General features: G+C 73.1%; 20 protein-coding genes. 18 read left to right on the top strand and 2 right to left on the bottom strand.

The annotated features are described in order from the left end of the window. Positions 1–33: 33 nt before the first annotated feature. Positions 34–1,713, bottom strand: coding sequence for a chloride channel protein (locus AB0N90_RS25800; RefSeq protein WP_365200470.1), 1,680 nt, complete (start codon positions 1,711–1,713; stop codon positions 34–36). Positions 1,714–1,960: 247 nt separating this feature from the next. Between AB0N90_RS25800 and AB0N90_RS25795 the strand changes: the two genes are divergently transcribed. The 6 genes from AB0N90_RS25795 (at position 1,961) to AB0N90_RS25770 (ending at position 9,622) form a co-directional block, all read left to right on the top strand. Beyond that, positions 1,961–2,794 carry a M55 family metallopeptidase gene (locus tag AB0N90_RS25795; RefSeq protein ID WP_361675224.1) on the top strand — a complete coding sequence of 278 codons (834 nt, stop codon included), beginning with the start codon at positions 1,961–1,963 and terminating at the stop codon, positions 2,792–2,794. Beyond that, positions 2,787–4,091, top strand: coding sequence for a M20/M25/M40 family metallo-hydrolase (locus AB0N90_RS25790; protein WP_365200416.1), 1,305 nt, complete (start codon positions 2,787–2,789; stop codon positions 4,089–4,091). The genes AB0N90_RS25795 and AB0N90_RS25790 overlap by 8 nt, the downstream gene beginning before the upstream one ends. 5 nt (positions 4,092–4,096) lie before the next feature. Beyond that, on the top strand, positions 4,097–6,064 hold the full coding sequence (locus AB0N90_RS25785; protein ID WP_365200414.1) for a prolyl oligopeptidase family serine peptidase: 1,968 nt from the start codon (positions 4,097–4,099) through the stop codon (positions 6,062–6,064). Next, a complete protein-coding gene (locus tag AB0N90_RS25780) occupies positions 6,061–6,984 on the top strand; it encodes an LD-carboxypeptidase (RefSeq protein WP_365200413.1) in 924 nt (307 codons plus the stop codon). Before AB0N90_RS25785 ends, AB0N90_RS25780 begins: the two co-directional genes overlap by 4 nt. Positions 6,985–7,023: 39 nt before the next feature. Beyond that, positions 7,024–7,569 (top strand): GNAT family N-acetyltransferase, encoded by a 546-nt coding sequence (locus AB0N90_RS25775; RefSeq protein ID WP_365200410.1) that lies wholly within the window; start codon positions 7,024–7,026, stop codon positions 7,567–7,569. Between the two features lie 91 nt (positions 7,570–7,660). After that, positions 7,661–9,622, top strand: coding sequence for a DUF5107 domain-containing protein (locus AB0N90_RS25770; RefSeq protein ID WP_365200408.1), 1,962 nt, complete (start codon positions 7,661–7,663; stop codon positions 9,620–9,622). A gap of 4 nt (positions 9,623–9,626) precedes the next feature. On the opposite strand, the gene AB0N90_RS25765 is transcribed toward AB0N90_RS25770, so the two are convergent. Continuing rightward, a complete protein-coding gene (locus tag AB0N90_RS25765) occupies positions 9,627–9,974 on the bottom strand; it encodes a VOC family protein (protein WP_361675242.1) in 348 nt (115 codons plus the stop codon). Between the two features lie 82 nt (positions 9,975–10,056). Here AB0N90_RS25765 and AB0N90_RS25760 point away from each other — a divergent pair, with 82 nt between their 5' ends. The 12 genes from AB0N90_RS25760 (at position 10,057) to AB0N90_RS25705 (ending at position 18,443) form a co-directional block, all read left to right on the top strand. Continuing rightward, positions 10,057–10,503, top strand: a complete 447-nt coding sequence (locus AB0N90_RS25760; protein WP_361675245.1) for a phage holin family protein — start codon at positions 10,057–10,059, stop codon at positions 10,501–10,503. Between the two features lie 448 nt (positions 10,504–10,951). Beyond that, positions 10,952–12,799, top strand: coding sequence for a transketolase (locus AB0N90_RS25755; protein ID WP_365200404.1), 1,848 nt, complete (start codon positions 10,952–10,954; stop codon positions 12,797–12,799). Between the two features lie 204 nt (positions 12,800–13,003). Continuing rightward, positions 13,004–13,459, top strand: coding sequence for a gas vesicle protein (locus tag AB0N90_RS25750; RefSeq protein WP_365200468.1), 456 nt, complete (start codon positions 13,004–13,006; stop codon positions 13,457–13,459). Between the two features lie 53 nt (positions 13,460–13,512). Beyond that, positions 13,513–13,926 (top strand): gas vesicle structural protein GvpA, encoded by a 414-nt coding sequence (locus AB0N90_RS25745; RefSeq protein ID WP_361675254.1) that lies wholly within the window; start codon positions 13,513–13,515, stop codon positions 13,924–13,926. Further along, the gene (locus tag AB0N90_RS25740) at positions 13,923–14,681 is read left to right on the top strand and encodes a GvpL/GvpF family gas vesicle protein (RefSeq protein ID WP_365200401.1); all 759 of its coding nucleotides are present in this window, start codon (positions 13,923–13,925) and stop codon (positions 14,679–14,681) included. Before AB0N90_RS25745 ends, AB0N90_RS25740 begins: the two co-directional genes overlap by 4 nt. A 78-nt stretch (positions 14,682–14,759) precedes the next feature. Then, positions 14,760–15,023, top strand: a complete 264-nt coding sequence (locus AB0N90_RS25735) for a gas vesicle protein GvpG (protein WP_037654781.1) — start codon at positions 14,760–14,762, stop codon at positions 15,021–15,023. Then, positions 15,020–15,649, top strand: coding sequence for a DNA primase (locus tag AB0N90_RS25730; protein ID WP_365200398.1), 630 nt, complete (start codon positions 15,020–15,022; stop codon positions 15,647–15,649). The genes AB0N90_RS25735 and AB0N90_RS25730 overlap by 4 nt, the downstream gene beginning before the upstream one ends. After that, complete coding sequence (locus AB0N90_RS25725; RefSeq protein WP_365200396.1) at positions 15,646–16,794, top strand: SRPBCC family protein; 1,149 nt, start codon at positions 15,646–15,648, stop codon at positions 16,792–16,794. Before AB0N90_RS25730 ends, AB0N90_RS25725 begins: the two co-directional genes overlap by 4 nt. After that, positions 16,791–17,138 (top strand): gas vesicle protein, encoded by a 348-nt coding sequence (locus AB0N90_RS25720; RefSeq protein WP_365200393.1) that lies wholly within the window; start codon positions 16,791–16,793, stop codon positions 17,136–17,138. Before AB0N90_RS25725 ends, AB0N90_RS25720 begins: the two co-directional genes overlap by 4 nt. Then, positions 17,135–17,956 (top strand): GvpL/GvpF family gas vesicle protein, encoded by an 822-nt coding sequence (locus AB0N90_RS25715; protein WP_365200391.1) that lies wholly within the window; start codon positions 17,135–17,137, stop codon positions 17,954–17,956. The genes AB0N90_RS25720 and AB0N90_RS25715 overlap by 4 nt, the downstream gene beginning before the upstream one ends. Continuing rightward, positions 17,953–18,162, top strand: a complete 210-nt coding sequence (locus tag AB0N90_RS25710; RefSeq protein WP_086808204.1) for a gas vesicle protein — start codon at positions 17,953–17,955, stop codon at positions 18,160–18,162. The genes AB0N90_RS25715 and AB0N90_RS25710 overlap by 4 nt, the downstream gene beginning before the upstream one ends. Beyond that, positions 18,162–18,443, top strand: coding sequence for a gas vesicle protein K (locus AB0N90_RS25705; protein WP_136103017.1), 282 nt, complete (start codon positions 18,162–18,164; stop codon positions 18,441–18,443). Before AB0N90_RS25710 ends, AB0N90_RS25705 begins: the two co-directional genes overlap by 1 nt. Positions 18,444–18,457: the final 14 nt, after the last annotated feature.

Here is an 18,457-nt window from a genome sequence, read left to right as displayed (position 1 = left end):
TCGGTGCAGGGAGCGAAGAAGCCGGGTCGTCGGTCAGGCCGTCGTATGCACCGCCCGCAGCGCCCCCTGGTGGCTGAGCCAGCCCACCGGCCTGCCCCGCTCGGCGTCGAGGACGGGCACCCCGCCCCCGGCGGCCGCCAGCAGCGTGTGCAGGGCCTGGGCGAGCGGCTGGTCGGCGGTCACCGCGGCGGGCGGCTCGGCGAGTCCCGCCACGGTCTCCGGTGCCGCGTCGGGCTGTTCCGCCAGGGCCTCGGCCACCGCCCGCGCGGTGACCACGCCGACGTACGCCCCGGCACTGTCGATCACCGGCAGCGCGCCGTGGCCCGAGCGGCTGAGCAGACCGGCGGCGTCGGCCAGCGGTGTGGCCGCGGGCAGCGGAGCGGGCAGCGGCTCCATGACGGTGCCGACATGCTGGGCGCCGAGCGGCGCGCCCGGGACGGGGCCTTCGAGATCGATGCCGCGACGGCGCAGCTTGAGGGTGTAGACGGTGTCCCGGGACAGCAGCCGGCTGACGGCGGTGGCCAGCACGACGGCCAGCATCAGGGGCAGGATGATCGAGTACTCGCCGGTCAGCTCGAAGAGGATGACCACGGCGGTGATCGGCGCCCGGGCCGCGCCGGCGAACACCGCGCCCATGCCGACGAGCGCGTACGCCCCCACGGCGCCGGCCGAGCCGGGCAGCAGCCGGTGGACCCCGATGCCGTACGCCGAGCCGAGCATCGCCCCGATGAACAGGCTCGGCGCGAAGACGCCGCCGGAGCCGCCGATGCCGATGGTGAGGCTGGTCGCCAGCATTTTTCCGGCCAGCAGCAGAAGCAGGAAGCCGGCCGCGTAGCCGCCCTCGGTCGCCCGTTGCAGGACCGGATAGCCGACGCCGTACATCTGGGGCAGGGCCAGCAGGACCAGGCCGAGCGCCAGTCCGCCGATCGCCGGGCGCAGCCACTCCGGGCCCCGCCACAGCCGGTCGCAGACGTCCTCGATCACGTAGAGGAAGCGCGCGAAGCCCACGCCGACGACGGCCGCGACGACGCCGAGCAGGGCGAACAGGCCGTACTGGGAGAGATGGCCGACGTGGAAGCCGGGCAGGTTCAGGAAGGCGCTGTCGCCGAACGCGGCGCGGCCGATCACGCTCGCGGTGACGCTGGCCAGCACGGTCGCGCCGAACGCCTCGGCGGAGAAGGTGCCCAGGATCAGCTCCATGGCGAAGAAGACACCGGCCAGGGGCGCGTTGAAGGTGGCCGCGATGCCGCCCGCCGCGCCACACGCCACCAGGAGCTTCATCCGGCCCTCGGCCGCCCCGGTCAGCCGCCCGAGGGTGGAGCCGAGCGCCGAGCCGATCTGCACGATGGGCCCCTCGCGGCCCACCGAACCGCCCGAGCCGATGGTCAGCGCCGAGGCCAGGGTCTTGACCACGGCGACCTTGGGGCTGATCCGGCCGCCGCGCTGGGCGACGGCGAGCATCACCTCGGGCACCCCGTGCCCGCGCGCCTCCTTGGCGAACCGGTTGACCAGCGGGCCGTGGAGCAGACCGCCGACGACCGGGGCGAGGAGCACGAAGTACGGTCCGAGCCAAGGCACATGAGGGTTCGCGGCGCCGGGCGAGGCGGCGTAGTCGGAGTGGCCGGACAGCAGCAGGGTGAACGTCCGGATGCACCAGCGGAAGACGATCGAGCCCACGCCCGCCCCGGCGCCCACGACGACCGCCAGGACCAGGACGATCCAGGCACCCCGCGGCGGCCCCACCGGCCCCACCGCTCCCGCCGGTCGGATCCCTCCCGGCGCGGGCACCCGGCCCCTCGCCGCCCCGCCGCTCCCGCGCTTCTCGTCCTCGGCCGCCGGTATGGCACTCATTGATTCTCCTCCCTCACTTTTGCATTATGCAAAAGATAGCGGGACGCCGCCACGGCGTCTCGGCCGCTCTCCTGGTCCGGTGACCCCGCAGCGCGTAACGTGACGCTCCATGAAGATCCTCATCAGTGCCGACATGGAGGGGGCCACCGGCGTCACCTGGCCGGCCGATGTGCTGCCGGGGACGCCGCAGTGGGAGCGGTGCCGGGGGATGTTCACCTCGGACGTGAACGCCGCCGTGCAGGGTTTCTTCGACGGCGGCGCCGACGAGGTGCTCGTCAACGAGGCCCACTGGACGATGCGCAATCTGCTGCTCGAACAGCTCGATGAGCGCACGGAGATGCTCACCGGGCGGCACAAGGCGCTGTCCATGGTGGAGGGCGTCCAGCACGGGGACGTCGACGCGATCGCCTTCATCGGCTACCACGCGGGCGCCGGGATGGAGGGCGTGCTCGCGCACACCTACCTCGCCAACCAGATCACCGGCGTCTGGCTGAACGACGTACGCGCCAGTGAGGGCCTGCTCAACGCGCATGTCGTCGCCGAGTACGGCGTCCCCGTCGTCCTCGTCACCGGCGACGACGTGGCCTGCGAGGACGCGCTCGGCTACGCGCCCGAGGCGCTGAAGGTCGCCGTCAAGGACCATGTCTCCCGGTACGCGGCCGTCTGCCGCACCCCGGCCCGCACCGCCGCCGACATCCGTGCCGCCGCCAAGGACGCCGCCCGGCTCGCCGTGCGCCACGCGCCCGTGGAGGCGGGGCCGTTCACCGTCGCCGTGGAGTTCGACGCCGAGCATCTGGCGATGGCCGCGACCGTGGTCCCGGGCGTCGCACGCATCGGCGAGCGGAAGGTGGCGTACACCAGCGCCACCATGTACGAGGGCATCCGGACGTTCAAGGCGGTCACCACGATCGTCTCCAACGCCGTGGAGGAGCAGTATGGCTGACCCGCGGGCCCTCGACGAGGTCGTGGAGTTCACCTCGGGGCTGATCCGGCTCGACACCACGAACCGGGGCGGCGGCGACTGCCGGGAGCGGCCCGCCGCCGAGTACGCGGCCGAGCGGCTGGCCGGCGCCGGTCTCGAACCGCTGCTGCTGGAGCGCACCACGGGCCGTACCAATGTGGTCGCCCGGATCGAGGGCACCGAGCCGGGGGCCGACGCCCTGCTGGTCCACGGTCATCTCGACGTGGTGCCCGCCGAGGCCGCCGAGTGGAGCGTGCACCCGTTCTCCGGGGAGGTCAGGGACGGGGTGGTGTGGGGGCGGGGCGCCGTCGACATGAAGAACATGGACGCGATGATCCTCGCGGTCGTCCGCTCCTGGGCCCGCACGGGGGTGCGGCCCCGCCGCGATCTGGTCCTCGCGTTCACCGCCGACGAGGAGGCCAGCGCCGAGGACGGCTCCGGCTTCCTGACCGATGAGCACGCCGAGTTGTTCGAGGGCTGCACCGAGGGCATCAGCGAGTCCGGCGCCTTCACCTTCCACGACGGCGCCGGACGGCAGATCTACCCGATCGCCGCCGGGGAACGCGGCACCGGGTGGCTCAAGCTGACCGCGCGCGGCCGCGCCGGGCACGGCTCCAAGGTGAACAAGGAGAACGCGGTGACCCGGCTCGCCGCCGCCGTCACCCGCATCGGCGAGCACCAATGGCCGCTGCGGCTCACCCCGACGGTGCGCGCCGCGCTCGCCGAACTCGCCGCGCTGTACGGCATCGACGCCGACTTCGGCGATGTCGACCGGCTGCTGGAGAAGCTGGGCCCGGCCGCCAAGCTGGTCGAGGCGACCGTCCGTAACAGCGCCAACCCGACCATGCTGGACGCCGGTTACAAGCTGAACGTGATTCCGGGCGAGGCCGTCGCCCATGTCGACGGACGCTATCTGCCGGGCGGCGAGGAGGAGTTCACCGCCACCCTCGACCGGCTCACCGGACCCGACGTCGACTGGGAGTTCGCACACCGCGAGGTCGCCCTCGAAGCACCGGTGGACGCCCCGCTCTTCGGCCGGATGCGGGCCGCCGTACAGGAGTTCGCGCCCGAAGGGCATGTCGTGCCGTACTGCATGTCGGGCGGCACCGACGCCAAGCAGTTCTCCCGGCTCGGCATCACCGGCTACGGTTTCGCACCGCTGAAACTGCCCGAAGGGCTCGACTACCAGGCGCTGTTCCACGGCGTGGACGAACGCGTGCCCGTCGAGGCGCTGCACTTCGGCGTCCATGTCCTCGACCGCTTCCTGCGCACGGCCTAGACGAGATGGGGGAGGACGACATGCACAGGGCGCCGTACGGCACCTGGCCGTCACCGATCGACGCGGCACTCGCCGCCGCCCACGACGGCCGCCCGGACTGGGTGGGCTACGTCGGGGACGAGACCTGGTGGACCGAGCCCCGCCCCGGTGAGGGCGGCCGCCGCGCGCTGATACGGCGCCGCGCGGACGGCACCGAGGAATCGCTGCTGCCCGCACCGTGGAACGTGCGCACCCGCGTCATCGAGTACGGCGGCCGGCCCTGGACCGCCGAGATCCAGGGCGGCGCGCCCCTCGTGGTGTTCGCCCACTTCGCCGACCAGCGGCTCTACCGGTACGAGCCCGGCGGCGAACCCCGCCCGCTCACCCCGCTCTCCCCGGTCGGCGGCGGACTGCGCTGGGCGGAACCGCATCTCGACCTCGAACGGGGCGAGGTGTGGTGCGTGCTGGAGGAGTACACCGGCGACGACCCCGGCGACGTCCGGCGCGTCCTCGCCGCCGTACCGCTGGACGGCTCGGCCGCCGAAGACCGGGGCGCGGTGCGTGAACTCACCGAGGAGCGGCACCGGTTCGTCACCGCACCCCGGCTCTCCCCGGACGGCCGGCGCGCCGCCTGGCTCGCCTGGGACCACCCGCGGATGCCCTGGGAGGGCACCGAACTGCGGGTCGCCGAGGTCGGCGCGGACGGCACCCTGCACGGCGCGCACACCGTCGCCGGGGGCGAGCACGAGGCCGTCGCCCAGGTGGAATGGGCCCCGGACGGGGGGCTCCTGTACTCCAGTGACCGCGGCGGCTGGTGGAACCTCTACCGCGACGACGTCCCGCTGTGCACCCGCGAGGAGGAGTTCGGCGGCCCGCTGTGGCAGCTGGGCCTGCGCTGGTTCGCGCCGCTGGACAGCGGTCTGATCGCGGTCGTGCACGGCAAGGGCTCGACCGTGCTCGGGATCCTGGACCCGGAGTCCGGGGAGATCGTCGACGCGGCGGGCCCCTGGACCGAGTTCGCCGCGAACCTCGCCGTGCACGGCGGCCGGGTCGCCGCCATCGGCGCCAGCCCGCGCACCGCGTACGAGGTGGTCGAGCTGGACACCGTCACCGGCCGCGCCCGCGCCGTCGGCGCCCGCCACCGGGACCCGGTGGACCCCGCGTACTACCCCGAGCCGCAGATCCGCGTCTTCACCGGACCCGACGGCCGCGAGGTGCACGCCCAGGTCTTCCCGCCGCACCACCCCGAACACACCGCGCCCGACGGCGAGTTGCCGCCCTATGTCATCTGGGCGCACGGCGGACCCACCAGCAGGGTGCCGCTCGTCCTCGACCTGGAGATCGCCTACTTCACCTCCCGGGGCATCGGCGTCGCCGAGGTCAACTACGGCGGCTCCACCGGGTACGGCCGCGCCTACCGGGAGCGGCTGCGCGAGCAGTGGGGCGTGGTCGACGTGGAGGACTGCGCGGCCGTCGCCCGCGCGCTCGCCGAGGAGGGCACCGCGGACCCCGGGCGGCTCGCGATCCGGGGCGGCAGCGCGGGCGGCTGGACCACCGCGGCCTCCCTCACCACCACCGGGGTCTACGCGTGCGGCACCATCCTCTACCCGGTCCTCGACCTGACCAGCTGGGCCTCCGGCGGCACCCATGACTTCGAGTCGCGCTACATGGAGTCCCTGATCGGCCCGTTCACCGAGGTGCCGACCCGCTACACCGAGCGCTCGCCCGCGAGCCACGCCGACCGGCTGGCCGTGCCGTTCCTGATGCTCCAGGGCCTGGACGACGTGATCTGCCCGCCCGTGCAGTGCGAGGAGTTCCTCGCCCGCGTCCAGGGCAAGGGCGTCCCGCACGCCTATCTCACCTTCGAGGGGGAGGGCCACGGGTTCCGCAGGGCGGATACCGTGATCCGCGCCCTGGAGGCCGAACTCTCCCTGTACGCCCAGGTGTTCGGACTGGACGTGCCCGATGTGCCCCGGCTGGAGCTGCACCGGTGAAACCCCTCACCCGCCCGCCGCGGCTGGCCCCGGGCGCCCGGGTGGCCGTCGTCGCCCCCAGCGGCCCGGTGCCCGAGGAACGCGTCCAGGCGGGCCTCGATGTGCTGCGCGGCTGGGACCTCGACCCCGTCGTCATGCCCCATGTCCTCGACCGGGACGCCGAGTTGGGCTACCTGGCGGGCACCGACGCCGACCGGGCCGCGGACCTCCAGAACGCCTGGTGCGATCCGTCGGTGGCCGCGGTGCTGTGCGCCCGCGGCGGCTACGGCGCCCAGCGCATGGCCGACCTGGTCGACTGGGACGCGCTGCGCGCCGCCGGGCCGAAGGTCTTCCTCGGGTTCAGCGACATCACCCATCTGCACCAGGCGTTCGCCACCCGCCTCGGCCTGGCCACGCTGTACGGGCCGGTGGCCGCCGGGATCGACTTCGTCAAGAGCGCCCGGGCGCAGGAACATCTGAGGGCCACCCTGTTCGCGCCCGAGACGGTGCGGACGATCGCCACGACCGGGACGGCGCTGGTGCCCGGCCGGGCCCGCGGGGTGACCCTCGGCGGCTACCTCGGCGGACTCGCCGCCGACCTCGGCACCCCGCTCGCTCGGACCGGTGCGCGCGGCGGGCTGCTGATGATCGAGGACGTGACCGAACTGCCGTACCGCATCGACCGGTTGCTCACCCAGCTGCTGCGCTCCGGCTGGCTGGACGGGGTCGCCGGGATCGGGCTCGGGTCCTGGGAGCGCTGCGGCCCTTACGAGGAGGTGCGCGCCGTCCTCGCGGACCGGCTCGGCGGGCTCGGGGTGCCGGTCTGCGAGGAGATGGGGTTCGGGCACTGCGCGGACGCGCTGACGATCCCGTTCGGGGCCGAGGCGGAGCTGGACGCGGACGCCGGGACGCTGACCCTGGCGGAGCCCGCGCTGAGCTGAGCCCGCCCCGCGCGGCGAGAGGGGACGTAAGCTGGCCGGATGCCGCACATCGCGTCCCGCCATCTCGCCGAAGGCCCCCGGGTGGGCATCCGCCACTTCACCCTTCAGGACGGTCCTGAGTTCACTTCGCGCGCCCGCGAGAGCAAGGACCTGCACCGGCCGTGGCTGTTCCCGCCGGACACCGAGGACGCGTACGCCGAGTACGCGGGGCGGCTGATCGACGACCCCACCAAGGCCGGTTTCCTGGTGTGCGAGCGTGCGGGCGGGGACATCGCCGGGTTCATCAACATTAACAACATCGTGCGGGGCGGCTTCCGTTGCGGCGCCCTCGGTTACGGCGCGTTCGCGCACGCCGCCGGGCGGGGCCTGATGCGCGAGGGCCTGGACCTGGTGATCGGCCACGCCTTCGGGCCGCTCGGGCTGCACCGCCTGGAGATCAACGCCCAGCCGGAGAACCTCGCCTCGGCCGCGCTGGCCCGGGGCGCCGGGTTCCGCCTGGAGGGCTTCTCCCCGAAGATGATCTACATCGACGGGGACTGGCGCGACCACGAACGCTGGGCGCTCACCGCCGAGATGCGCGCCTGACCTCGAACGGGCCGCCCCGCCGGGGTTTTTACGCCCTTTGCGCAATCCTGACCGGCAGCTCCCCTGGCCGAGTCACCGCGCGCCGGGTTCCATGGTCGTCGTGACAAGGATCCGACGTGAGGTACTGACCCTGCCCGCCGCCGAGTTGGGCCCGGACAACCCCCTGCCCCCGCTGCGCCCGCTCGACGAGGTCCACCGCATCGACGACCGCGACCGGGCGGACATACCCCCGGACATGGCGCGCGGGCTCGGGTACGCGCCGCTGCGCAGCCTGCTGCCGGTCCGCCTGCGCGACGGCTACGACAGGACCCGCGAACCCCGGGCCCTCGACGCCCTGGTGATCGAGAACGACCGGCTGCGCGCCACCGTCCTGCCCGGCCTCGGCGGCCGGATCGCCTCGCTGCTCCATCTGCCGACCGGACGCGAACTCCTCTACCGCAACCCGGTGTTCCAGCCCGCCGACTTCGCCCTCAACGGCGCCTGGTACTCCGGCGGCATCGAGTGGAACATCGGCGCCACCGGCCACACCACCCTCTCCTGCGCCCCCCTGCACGCCGCGCGCGTCCCCGCCCCGGGCGGCGGCGAGATGCTGCGCCTGTGGGAGTGGGAGCGGCTGCGCGACCTGCCCTTCCAGGTCGACCTGTGGCTGCCCGACGGCTCCGACTTCCTCTACGTCGGCGTCCGCGTCCGCAACCCGCACGAGCACCCGGTGCCCACCTACTGGTGGTCCAACATCGCCGTACCCGAGGAGGTCCGGGTCCTCGCCCCCGCCGAGACGGCCTGGCGGTTCGGCTACGAGCAGCGGCTGCGCCGGGTGCCCGTCCCCTCGTACGACGGCATCGACCGCACCTACCCCCTCAACAGCCCTTATGCCGCCGACTACTTCTACGACGTGCCCGACGGCCGGCGCCGCTGGATCGCCGCGCTGGACGCGGCCGGGCACGGGCTGGTGCAGACCTCCACCGATGTGCTGCGCGGCCGCAAGCTGTTCGTCTGGGGCAGCGGTCCCGGTGGCCGCCGCTGGCAGCAGTGGCTCACCGAGCCCGGCACCGGCGGCTACTGCGAGATCCAGGCGGGCCTGGCCCGTACCCAGCTGGAGCACGTCCGCCTGGAAGCGGAGAGCGAGGTGTCCTGGCTGGAGGCGTACGGCCCGCTCGACACCTCGCCCGCGGGGGAGTGGACCTGCGCGGTCCGGCAGGCCGAGGAGCGGCTGGAGGCGGTGCTGCCGCGCGCCCGTGTCGAGGAGGCGTACGCGCGCTGGCGGCCGTACGCCGACACCGGACCCGGCGAGATCCTCGCCACCGGCTCCGGCTGGGGCGCCCTCGAAGTGCTGCGCACCGGCTGGAAGCTGCCCGGCACGCCCTTCCCCGAGTCCACGCTCGGCCAGGACCAGGAGCCCTGGCGGGAGTTGCTGCGCACCGGGGGCCTGCCCGCGCCGCGCGGCCCGGAACCTGCCGGTGCGACGCCGGTCGCCCCGCACTGGCGGGACCTGCTGGAGACCGCGCCCGCCACCTGGCACACCGAGTACCACCTCGGCATCGCGCAGTGGCACGCGGGCGACCGCGCACAGGCCGTCCGCAGCTGGGAACGGGCCCTGCCGCTCGCCCCCGCGCGCTGGCCGCTGCTGCGCGCCCTGGCCGTCGCCGACGAGGACGACGGCCACCACGAGCGGGCCGCCGACCGGTACGCCGACGCGTTCACCGACCTGTGCGCGGCCGGGCGCCCCGAGGACACGGACCGGGTCGCCCGGCGGGCCGCCCTCGGCCGCGAGACGCTCGAAGCGCTGCTGCGGGTCGGGCGGACGGCAGAGGCCCGCGCCGTCTGGGAGCAGCTGCCGTCGGCCGTGCGGGAGCGCGGCCGATTCCGGCTGCTGGAGGCGGAGTTGCTGCTGGCGGAGGGCCGACGGGCCGAGGCGCGGGCCGTGTTCGACGCGGGCTTCGAGATCGCCGACCTGCGGGAGGGCTCCCGCGCGCTCGACCGGGCCTGGGCCCGGCTCACCGACGAACCCCTGCCCGCCCGCTACGACTTCAGGATGCGCCCCGATTCCGCCTGAGCACTCAGCCGTGCTGGTCCACGTACTCGAAGAGCGATCCGTCCGGGTGCATCGCCAGCATGTTGCTGCCCGCCGGTGTCGGCACCGGCTCCACCAGGATGCGGGCACCGAGGCCGGTGAGCAGGGCACGCGCCTCGCCCACGTCCTTGACGGCGATGGTCGCGGTGACCTTCCGCAGGATCTCCAGCTCGGCTTCCGGACCGCTCATCAACAGGAAGGAGCCGATCGCGGCGACCTGGACCCCACCGCGTTCGAACCGCTGCGCCGTGCCACCGGCCAGCCGCTCGTAGAAGGGGATCGCGGTCTCGATGTCGGCAACGCAGATACGCAGCGAGGCGCCCATAATCTCCATGCGGCCGAGCCTAGTTGGGGCGAGGGCCGGCGCGCAGGCACCCCCGGAGTTACCCGGGGTGCGCAGGGGGTACCCGCGTGACATGAACCGTTCGGAACCTTTGGATCATCTGGAACATCTCGACAAGGAGCTGGTCGAGGAGCTGGCTCAGGTGGCCCGTGTGACGGTACGGGAGGAGCTGCGCGAGCAGACCCGCAAGCAGCGCCGTACCGCCGTGCTCTACGGCGCGTCGGGTGCCGCCGCCCTGTACGCGGGCGGCGCGGTCGTCGTCGCCGTGGGCCTCGCCCTGGCGATCGGGCTGCCCGGCTGGGCGGCCGCGCTGATCACCGGGGCGCTGCTGGCCGCGGTGGCGTACGCGCTGCGGGCCGGTGCCCACTCCTCGTCCTCAAAACACCACCCGCATCCGCCGCACCGGGTGGTCGGCGGCACCCCGCCGGTCGCCCCGCCGGGCGGCCTCGGCATGCCGTACCCGCCGATCCCCGACAATCCGCCGGGGACCCCGGCCGACCTGGACGACCCGCGCCGATAGCCGGCGCGGGGTGTCCCCCCCGGTCCGGTCGTCCTTCGCCCCGGTCGTCCTTCGCCCCGGTCGTCCTTCGCCCCGGTCGTCCTTCGCCCCGGTCGTCCTTCGCCCCGGTCGTCCTTCGGCCGGGGCGGCGCCTTCGTACGGCAGAAGCCGAACAGGCCCTGCTGGCCGGGCCCGGAATCCGGCCCGCTCGGCCCTCCGCGCCTGTTCGCACGAGCCGGGCCGGGCCCCGTGTGCTCCGCCCGGGTGAGCGCCCCCGCGTTTGGTTGGTCCGGCCCCGGATACGCGGAAAACCTCGCACGAGCCCATCGCCCGAGGCGTCCTTCGTGGGTCGACCGCGCGTGCCGATCGCCGGTGCCGGTCCGGCCGGCCGTTCCCGCGCTCCGGTGATCCCGGGCGGCCCGTACGGGCGCCGACCGACCGACGACCACGAACTCGCGCAAGGAGAGCCATGGACACCGCCGAACTCGCCGAACTCGGACAGCAGTTGCGCGTCGACAGCGTACGGGCCGCCGCGGCGGCGGGCTCCGGGCATCCCACGTCCTCGATGTCCGCCGCCGACCTGATGGCCGTACTCCTCGCCAACCGTCTGCGCTACGACTTCGAGCGCCCCGAGCATCCCGCCAACGACCGCTTCGTGCTGTCCAAGGGTCATGCCTCGCCCCTGCTGTACTCCGCGTACAAGGCGGCCGGCGCCGTCGAGGACGGCGAGCTGATGACCTTCCGCAAGCTCGGCAGCCGTCTCGAAGGACATCCGACACCCCGCAGGCTGCCCTGGGTGGAGACCGCCACCGGCTCCCTCGGCCAGGGTCTGCCCGTAGGGGTCGGCATCGCCCTCGCCGGGCTGCGCCTGGACCGCACCGGGTACCGGGTGTGGGTGCTGTGCGGGGACAGCGAGCTGGCGGAGGGCTCGGTGTGGGAGGCGGCCGAGCACGCCGGGTTCGAGAACCTGGACAACCTGAAGGTGATCGTGGACGTCAACCGGCTCGGGCAGCGCGGCCCCACCCGGCACGGCCACGACCTGGACGCCTACGCCCGCCGCTTCCAGGCCTTCGGCTGGCACACCATCGAGATCGACGGCCATGACGTGGACGCGATCGACCGGGCGTACGGGGAGGCGCTGTCCACCACCGGGCAGCCCGTCGTGATCCTCGCCCGCACCCTCAAGGGCAAGGGCGTGGCCGCCGTGGAGGACCAGGAGGGCCACCACGGCAAGCCGCTGCCCGACGCCGACGAGGCCATCGCCGAGCTCGGCGGCCCCCGTGAGCTGCACATCCGGGTGGGGGAGCCGCCGGCCGCCGCCGCGCTGCGCGACCGCACCACCGAGGTGATCCGGCTGCCGCGCTACGACAAGGGTGACGAGGCCGCCACCCGGGACGCCTTCGGTGCCGCCCTCGCCGCCCTCGGCGACGCGCGCGGCGATGTCGTCGCCCTGGACGGCGAGGTCGGCGACTCCACCCGCACCGAGGAGTTCGGCAAGGCGCACCCCGAGCGCTTCTTCGAGTGCTACATCGCCGAGCAGCAACTCGTCGCCACCGCCGTGGGGATGGCGGTGCGCGGCTGGGTGCCGTACGCCGTGACCTTCGCCGCGTTCCTCACCCGCGCCCATGACTTCGTGCGCATGGCGTCCATCAGCGGCTCCGGGATCAACCTCGTCGGCTCGCACGCCGGGGTCGCCATCGGGCAGGACGGGCCCTCGCAGATGGGCCTGGAGGACCTGGCCATGTTCCGCGCCGTCCACGGCTCCACGGTGCTCTACCCCTGCGACGCCAACCAGACCGCCCGGCTGGTCGCCGCCATGGCCGGTCTCGACGGCATCCGCTATCTGCGCACCTCCCGCGGCAAGACCCCGGTGCTCTACGACGCCGACGAGGAGTTCCCGGTCGGCGGCAGCAAGACGCTGCGCTCCTCGGAGGAGGACCGGCTGACGATCGTCGCCGCCGGGGTCACCGTGCCCGAGGCGCTGGCGGCCGCCGACCGGCTCGCCGAGGACGGCATCGCGGTCCGGGTGATCGACCTGTACTCGGTCAAGCCCGCCGACGCCGAGACGCTGCGCCGGGCCGCCGAGGACACCGGCTGTCTGCTCACCGTCGAGGACCACCACCCCGAGGGCGGTATCGGGGACGCGGTCGCGGAGTCCTTCGCCGACGGCCGCCCGGTGCCCCGCCTGGTCCGGCTCGGGGTCCGTACGATGCCCGGCTCGGCCGCCCCCGACGAGCAGCTGCACGCCGCGGGCATCGACGCCCTCGGCATCGTGGCCGCCGCGAAACTGCTGGTGGAGGAGGCGGTGGTGCGCTGAGCGAGGACGCGGACCGGCCGATACGGGCCGGCCGTCGCACCGTACGGATCCAGCGGCCGGGGAAGGTCCTCTTCCCCGGCCGCAGGCGCGCGCCCCGGTGTGCGACGACACCGCCACCCTGCTCTTCCTCGCCGATCTGCGCGCCTGAATACGACTCGAAGGTTTGGCCCCGGGATGAACGGCCACCCGCACCGGGAGGTGGCCATGTCGAACACACACCGCACAGCACGGACACAGAATTCACGAGAATCCCGGAAATCCGAGCGGGAAGACGGACAAGAGACACCGCAGGAAATCGAACAGGAGCCGGAGGCCGAGCCCCGGAAGACCCGTAGGGCCCGTCGGCCGTCCCCCGGCGGCGAAGAGTCCACACACGAGCCCGAAGGGCGTCGGCCGCCCCTCATGGAAGTGCTGCGGCAGGCGCGCGGCCAGCTCGCCGAGCTGACCGGACTCGACGCCGAATCGGTGTCCTCCTTCGAGCAGACCGAGGACGGCTGGTCTCTCGAGGTCGAGGTACTGGAGCTGGCCAGGGTGCCGGACACCATGAGCCTCATGGGCAGCTACCAGGTCGAACTCGACCGGGACGGACAGCTCACCGGCTACCGGCGGGTCCGCCGCTACGAACGCGGCAGAGCCGACCCGCGATCCGGCGGCCACTAGCGGGCCGCACCGACCGAAGCATCAGCGACTATCCCGGAGGAGGAACGGCCGGCATGACCGTTGTCCCGGCACAGCAGTCCGGCGGCGGAGGCAGCAGCGGCCTCTACGACGTACTGGAACTGGTTCTCGACCGCGGCCTGGTGATCGACGCCTTCGTGCGGGTCTCCCTGGTCGGCATCGAGATCCTGAAGATCGACGTCAGGGTCGTCGTGGCGAGTGTCGACACCTATCTGCGCTTCGCCGAGGCCTGCAACCGCCTCGATCTGGAATCCGGACCCAACAAGAGCCCCGGCCTGCCCGATGTGGTCGGCCAGGTCACCGAGTCCGGTGCGCGCGGCAAGTCCAAGGGCGCCCTCTCCGGCGCCGCCGAGACCATATCCGACGCGTTCAAGCAGGCGCGGGACGAGGGCGAGGAACGCCCCCGCACCCGTAAGGCCGCGGCCCGCCGCAAGGAGGAGCAGGAGTGAGCACGTACGTCTACGGGATCACCGCCCGTTCGCACCCGGCGCTCCCCGAGGGGATGACCGGCGTGGGCGAACCGGCCAGGACCGTGCGCGTCCTCGCCGAGGGTGAGCTGGCCGCGCTGGTCAGCGAGGCCCCCGAGGGGCTGCGTCCCAAGCGCCGGGACCTGCTCGCCCACCAGAACGTGCTCGCCGAGGCGGGCGCCGGCGGCTGTGTGCTGCCCATGCGGTTCGGCAATGTGGCCCCCGACGACGACACCGTCACCCAGGTCCTCGAAGAACGCGCCGAACACTACCGGGAGCGGCTCGCCGCCCTGGACGGCAAGGTCGAGTACAACGTCAAGGCCAATCACATCGAGGAGGCCGTACTGCATCTGGTGATGGCAGAGCAGCCGGACGTGCGCGCCCTCGCGGACGCCAACCGTAAGGCGGGCGGCGGGAGTTACGACGACAAGCTGCGACTCGGCGAACTGGTCGCCGGTGCCGTCAAGGCCCGGGAGGCCGCCGACGCCGCCGAGGTGCGGGGCCTGCTGGAGCCGGCCGCCGCCGCGGTCAGCGCCGGACCCCAGTCCACCGGCTGGCTGCTCAACGAGTCGTTCCTGGTGGCCCGCGACACCGCCGAGGACTTCCTGGCCGCCGTCGAGCGGGTCCGCGCCGACCGCCCCCACCTGGAGCTGCGCGTCAACGGCCCGCTGCCGCCGTACAGCTTCGTCGAACCGGGCCCCGCCCAGCCGGCGGAGACCACCGCCCCGGCCCCCTAGGGGACGACCGGGCGACCCGGGCGACCGGGCCGCCCGGGTCACCCGAACGGCCCGGACGGAGAGCGGAAGGAGGACCCCGTGGGACTGATCAAGGAAGTGCTGCTGCTGCCCTTCGCGCCCGTGCGCGGCAGCGGCTGGGCGATCAACCAGGTGCTCCGCGAGGCGGAACGTATCTATTACGACCCCGCCACCGTACGGGCCGAACTCGCCCGCCTCGAAGAGCAGTTGACGGCGGGTGAGATCACCGAGGAGGAGTTCGACCGGCGCGAGGACGAACTGCTCGACCGGCTGGAAGCCCCCCAGGGCCCCGGCGACACCACAGGCAACGGAACGGGACGATGAACCGAACGGCACTGGGCCTCGCCATAGGGGCCGGATACTTCCTGGGACGCACCAGGAAACTGAAGATGGCCATCGCGGTCGGCTCGCTGGTGGCGGGCAAGAAGCTCAACCTCGGGCCGGGCGCGCTCGCCGACCTCGCACGCCGGCAGCTGCGCGACAACCCGCAGTTCAAGGAGATCGGCGATCAGCTGCGCACCGATCTGCGGGGTGTCGGCAAGGCGGCCTCCGGGGCCATGGTCGAACGCCGGATGAGCACCCTCGCCGACCGCCTCCACGACCGTACGGCCCAGGTGCGCGGCGAACTCCCCGGAGCACCCGCGGACGAGACCGGCGACGAGCCCGACGAGGGGCCCGAGGCCGAGGCCGGGCGGGACGACGAGGGCCGCGCGGCCGACCGCGACGACGAGCCGGCCGGCGGCGGCAGCGCCACCGGGAAGCCCCGCGCCCAGAAGCCGGCCGCCAGGAAGACCGCGGCACGGCGCACGGGCACGGGCACGGCGGAGAGGACGGGCCCCGCGAAGAAGAAGACGACGGGCAAGAAGACCGGCGCCCAGCGTCAGACGGCCGCGAAGAAGCCGGCCGGCTCCCGCGGCGGCGGTTCCGCGAAGGGCGGCGATGAACGATGACCGACACCGTCGGTTCCGCGGCCTCGGCCGCGGGGAAGGCCAAGGGCGCCGCCAAGGACGCCAACCCGCTCACCGACCTCGCCCACAGCGAGGCCGCCGACCGGCTGAAGGAGGAGGCGCAGGAGTACCTGTCCGCACAGGCCCAGCGGCTGCTCACCGGCCTCGGCCGCAAGCTCGGTGAGACCACCGGCAAGCTGAACGACATCGCGGAAGGCAAGAGTCCCGGCTTCGCGAGCCTCGCGCTGGACGGCGGCCGCAAGCTCGCCGAGGGCAAGGGCCCGCTGCGCACCGCGCTGGAACTCGGCGCCTCCCGCGCCAAGGACAATGTCATGGACGCGGTCAAGAGCATCGGCGGTGGCAAGAAGGGCGGCAAGGGCCGCGGCGGCAACAAGCCCACCGTGATCATGGAGTTCATCGACGTCGGCGTGCCGCTGCGCACCGCCTACGACCAGTGGACCCAGTTCCAGGACTTCTCCACCTTCGCGCACGGCGTCAAGAGCGTCTCCCGCGCGGGCGACACCGAGACCGACTGGCAGGCGAAGATCTTCCTGTCCAGCCGCAGCTGGAAGGCCCGCACCACCGAGCAGATCCCCGACCAGCGCATCCAGTGGACCTCCGAGGGCGCCAAGGGCAGCACCAAGGGCGTCGTCACCTTCCACGCGCTCGGGGACAACCTGACCAGGGTGCTGCTGGTCATCGAGTACTACCCGAGCGGCTTCTTCGAGAAGACCGGCAATCTGTGGCGCGCCCAGGGCCGCCGGGTCAGGCTGGATCTGAAGCACTTCGCCCGCTTCATCACCCTCAAGGCGGAGGCGGACGACGGCTGGCGCGGCGAGGTCCGCGACGGCGAGGTGGTCCGCAGCCACGAGGACGCGGTCGCGGAGGAGGAGGAGTCCGAGGAATCCGGGGAGCCGGAGGACCGGGCCGAGGACGAGGAGTCCGGGGAGTCCGGGGAGTCGGAGGAGTACGAGGACGAGGAGGACGGCTCGTACAAGGACGAGGACGAAGAGGACGACGACGAGGAGCTGGAGGAGAGCGACGAGGAGGAGGAAGACGAGTACGAGGACGAGGAGCCCGAGGACGAGGAGTACGAGGGTGACGAGGAGGAAGAACCTGAGTACGCCGAGCGCGGGAGCCGTCGATGACGACGCCCGTCCCCCGGTCGAGCGGTTTCCCCGACCCCTACGGCCACAACTCGGGCGCGAACCTCGCCGACATCCTGGAACGCGTCCTCGACAAGGGCATCGTCATCGCCGGTGACATCCGGATCAACCTGCTCGACATCGAACTGCTCACCATCAAGCTGCGGCTCATCGTCGCCTCGGTGGACAAGGCGAAGGAGATGGGGATCGACTGGTGGGAGACCGACCCGGCCCTGTCCTCCCGGGCCCGCCGGGACGAGCTGACCCGGGAGAACGCTGAGCTGAGAGAACGGCTGGCCCGGCTGGAGGAGCTGGAGCCGGGCCGTGAGCGGAAAGAGGCGCCATGACCGGACTGCGCTATGTGTACGCCGTCTGCCGTCCTCTCGGGGCGCCCCTGCAGGCCCAGCTGACGGGCATCGGGGGCGCTCCGCCGGCCCTGCTGTCCCACCGCGGGCTGATCGCGGTGGTCAGCACGGTCCCCGAGGCCGACTTCTGCGAGGAGGGGCTCAAGGCCCATCTGGAGGACCTGGACTGGCTGGCCGCGACCGCCCGCGCCCACCAGGGCGTGATCGACGCGCTCACCACCGTCACCACTCCGCTGCCGCTGCGCCTGGCGACCGTGTTCCGGGACGACAGCGGGGTGCGCAGCATGATGGAGGCCCGCGAGACGGACTTCCTGCACGCCCTGGACCGGCTGGAGGGCCGGGTCGAGTGGGGCGTCAAGGTGTTCACGGAGCCGCCCCCGGAGCCCGCCACGGACGAGCGGGCCGGGACGGCGGCGGGGAAGAAGTCGGACAAGCCGATGAGCGGCCGGGACTATCTGCGCCGCCGCCGGGCGGACACCCGGGCCCATGAGGCGGACCTCCAGGCCGCCGAGGCCTTCGCGGACGCCCTGCACCAGCGGCTGGGCGAGCACGCCGAGGCCAGTCGGCTGCACCCCCCGCAGAACGCCTCGCTGTCCGGCGCCCGGGGCCGCAATGTGCTGAACGCGGCCTATCTGGTGCCCCGCAACCGCTCCGAGGAGTTCGTGGAACTGGTGGACCGCACGAAGGACGAGGCCGGCGGGCTGCGGGTGGAGCTGACCGGGCCCTGGGCCGCGTACTCGTTCAGCGGGTTCGCCGAGGAGGACGCGCGGCACGGCGCGGCGGCGGGGGAGGGCCGGTGACCGTCGTGGAGCGCCGGGAGATCGCGCTGGTCGACCTGCTGGACCGGCTGCTGGCGGGCGGCGTGGTCATCACGGGCGACGTCACGCTGCGCATCGCCGACGTGGACCTCGTCCGGATCGACCTGAACGCGCTGATCAGCTCGGTCAACGCGTCCGTGCCCTCGCCGTTCGAGATGCTGCCCGAGCCGCCCGCGAAGGAGCTGTGATGTCCGCCCGCAACCGGCTCGACCTCGAACCCGACACGGTCGAGCGCGATCTGGTGAAACTGGTGCTCACCGTGGTGGAACTGCTGCGCCAGCTGATGGAGCGGCAGGCCGTACGGCGCTTCGACACCGGTGATCTGTCCGAGGAGCAGGAGGAGCGGATCGGGCTCACCCTGATGCTCCTGGAGGACCGGATGGCGGAGCTGCGCGACCGCTACGGGCTGCGGCCCGAGGACCTCAACCTGGACCTCGGACCGCTCGGCCCCCTGCTGCCCCGCGACTGAGCCGCGCGAGCACC

The sequence above is a fragment of the Streptomyces sp. NPDC093018 genome (assembly GCF_040684035.1).
GTDB classification, from domain to species: Bacteria; Actinomycetota; Actinomycetes; order Streptomycetales; family Streptomycetaceae; genus Streptomyces; species Streptomyces murinus.
The sequence above is the reverse complement of the archived record's forward strand: the minus strand, read 5'-3'. Positions and strand labels throughout refer to the sequence as shown.

What these genes read in the sequence shown, in the direction of transcription:
- AB0N90_RS25795 (WP_361675224.1), top strand. Translation starts at nt 1,961, where the DNA reads ATGAAGATCCTCATCAGTGCCGACATGGAGGGGGCCACCGGCGTCACC.
- AB0N90_RS25790 (WP_365200416.1), top strand. Translation starts at nt 2,787, where the DNA reads ATGGCTGACCCGCGGGCCCTCGACGAGGTCGTGGAGTTCACCTCGGGG.
- AB0N90_RS25785 (WP_365200414.1), top strand. Translation starts at nt 4,097, where the DNA reads ATGGGGGAGGACGACATGCACAGGGCGCCGTACGGCACCTGGCCGTCA.
- AB0N90_RS25775 (WP_365200410.1), top strand. Translation starts at nt 7,024, where the DNA reads ATGCCGCACATCGCGTCCCGCCATCTCGCCGAAGGCCCCCGGGTGGGC.
- AB0N90_RS25770 (WP_365200408.1), top strand. Translation starts at nt 7,661, where the DNA reads ATGGTCGTCGTGACAAGGATCCGACGTGAGGTACTGACCCTGCCCGCC.
- AB0N90_RS25765 (WP_361675242.1), bottom strand. Translation starts at nt 9,974, where the DNA reads ATGGAGATTATGGGCGCCTCGCTGCGTATCTGCGTTGCCGACATCGAG.
- AB0N90_RS25760 (WP_361675245.1), top strand. Translation starts at nt 10,057, where the DNA reads ATGAACCGTTCGGAACCTTTGGATCATCTGGAACATCTCGACAAGGAG.
- AB0N90_RS25755 (WP_365200404.1), top strand. Translation starts at nt 10,952, where the DNA reads ATGGACACCGCCGAACTCGCCGAACTCGGACAGCAGTTGCGCGTCGAC.
- AB0N90_RS25750 (WP_365200468.1), top strand. Translation starts at nt 13,004, where the DNA reads ATGTCGAACACACACCGCACAGCACGGACACAGAATTCACGAGAATCC.
- AB0N90_RS25745 (WP_361675254.1), top strand. Translation starts at nt 13,513, where the DNA reads ATGACCGTTGTCCCGGCACAGCAGTCCGGCGGCGGAGGCAGCAGCGGC.
- AB0N90_RS25730 (WP_365200398.1), top strand. Translation starts at nt 15,020, where the DNA reads ATGAACCGAACGGCACTGGGCCTCGCCATAGGGGCCGGATACTTCCTG.
- AB0N90_RS25725 (WP_365200396.1), top strand. Translation starts at nt 15,646, where the DNA reads ATGACCGACACCGTCGGTTCCGCGGCCTCGGCCGCGGGGAAGGCCAAG.
- AB0N90_RS25720 (WP_365200393.1), top strand. Translation starts at nt 16,791, where the DNA reads ATGACGACGCCCGTCCCCCGGTCGAGCGGTTTCCCCGACCCCTACGGC.
- AB0N90_RS25715 (WP_365200391.1), top strand. Translation starts at nt 17,135, where the DNA reads ATGACCGGACTGCGCTATGTGTACGCCGTCTGCCGTCCTCTCGGGGCG.
- AB0N90_RS25705 (WP_136103017.1), top strand. Translation starts at nt 18,162, where the DNA reads ATGTCCGCCCGCAACCGGCTCGACCTCGAACCCGACACGGTCGAGCGC.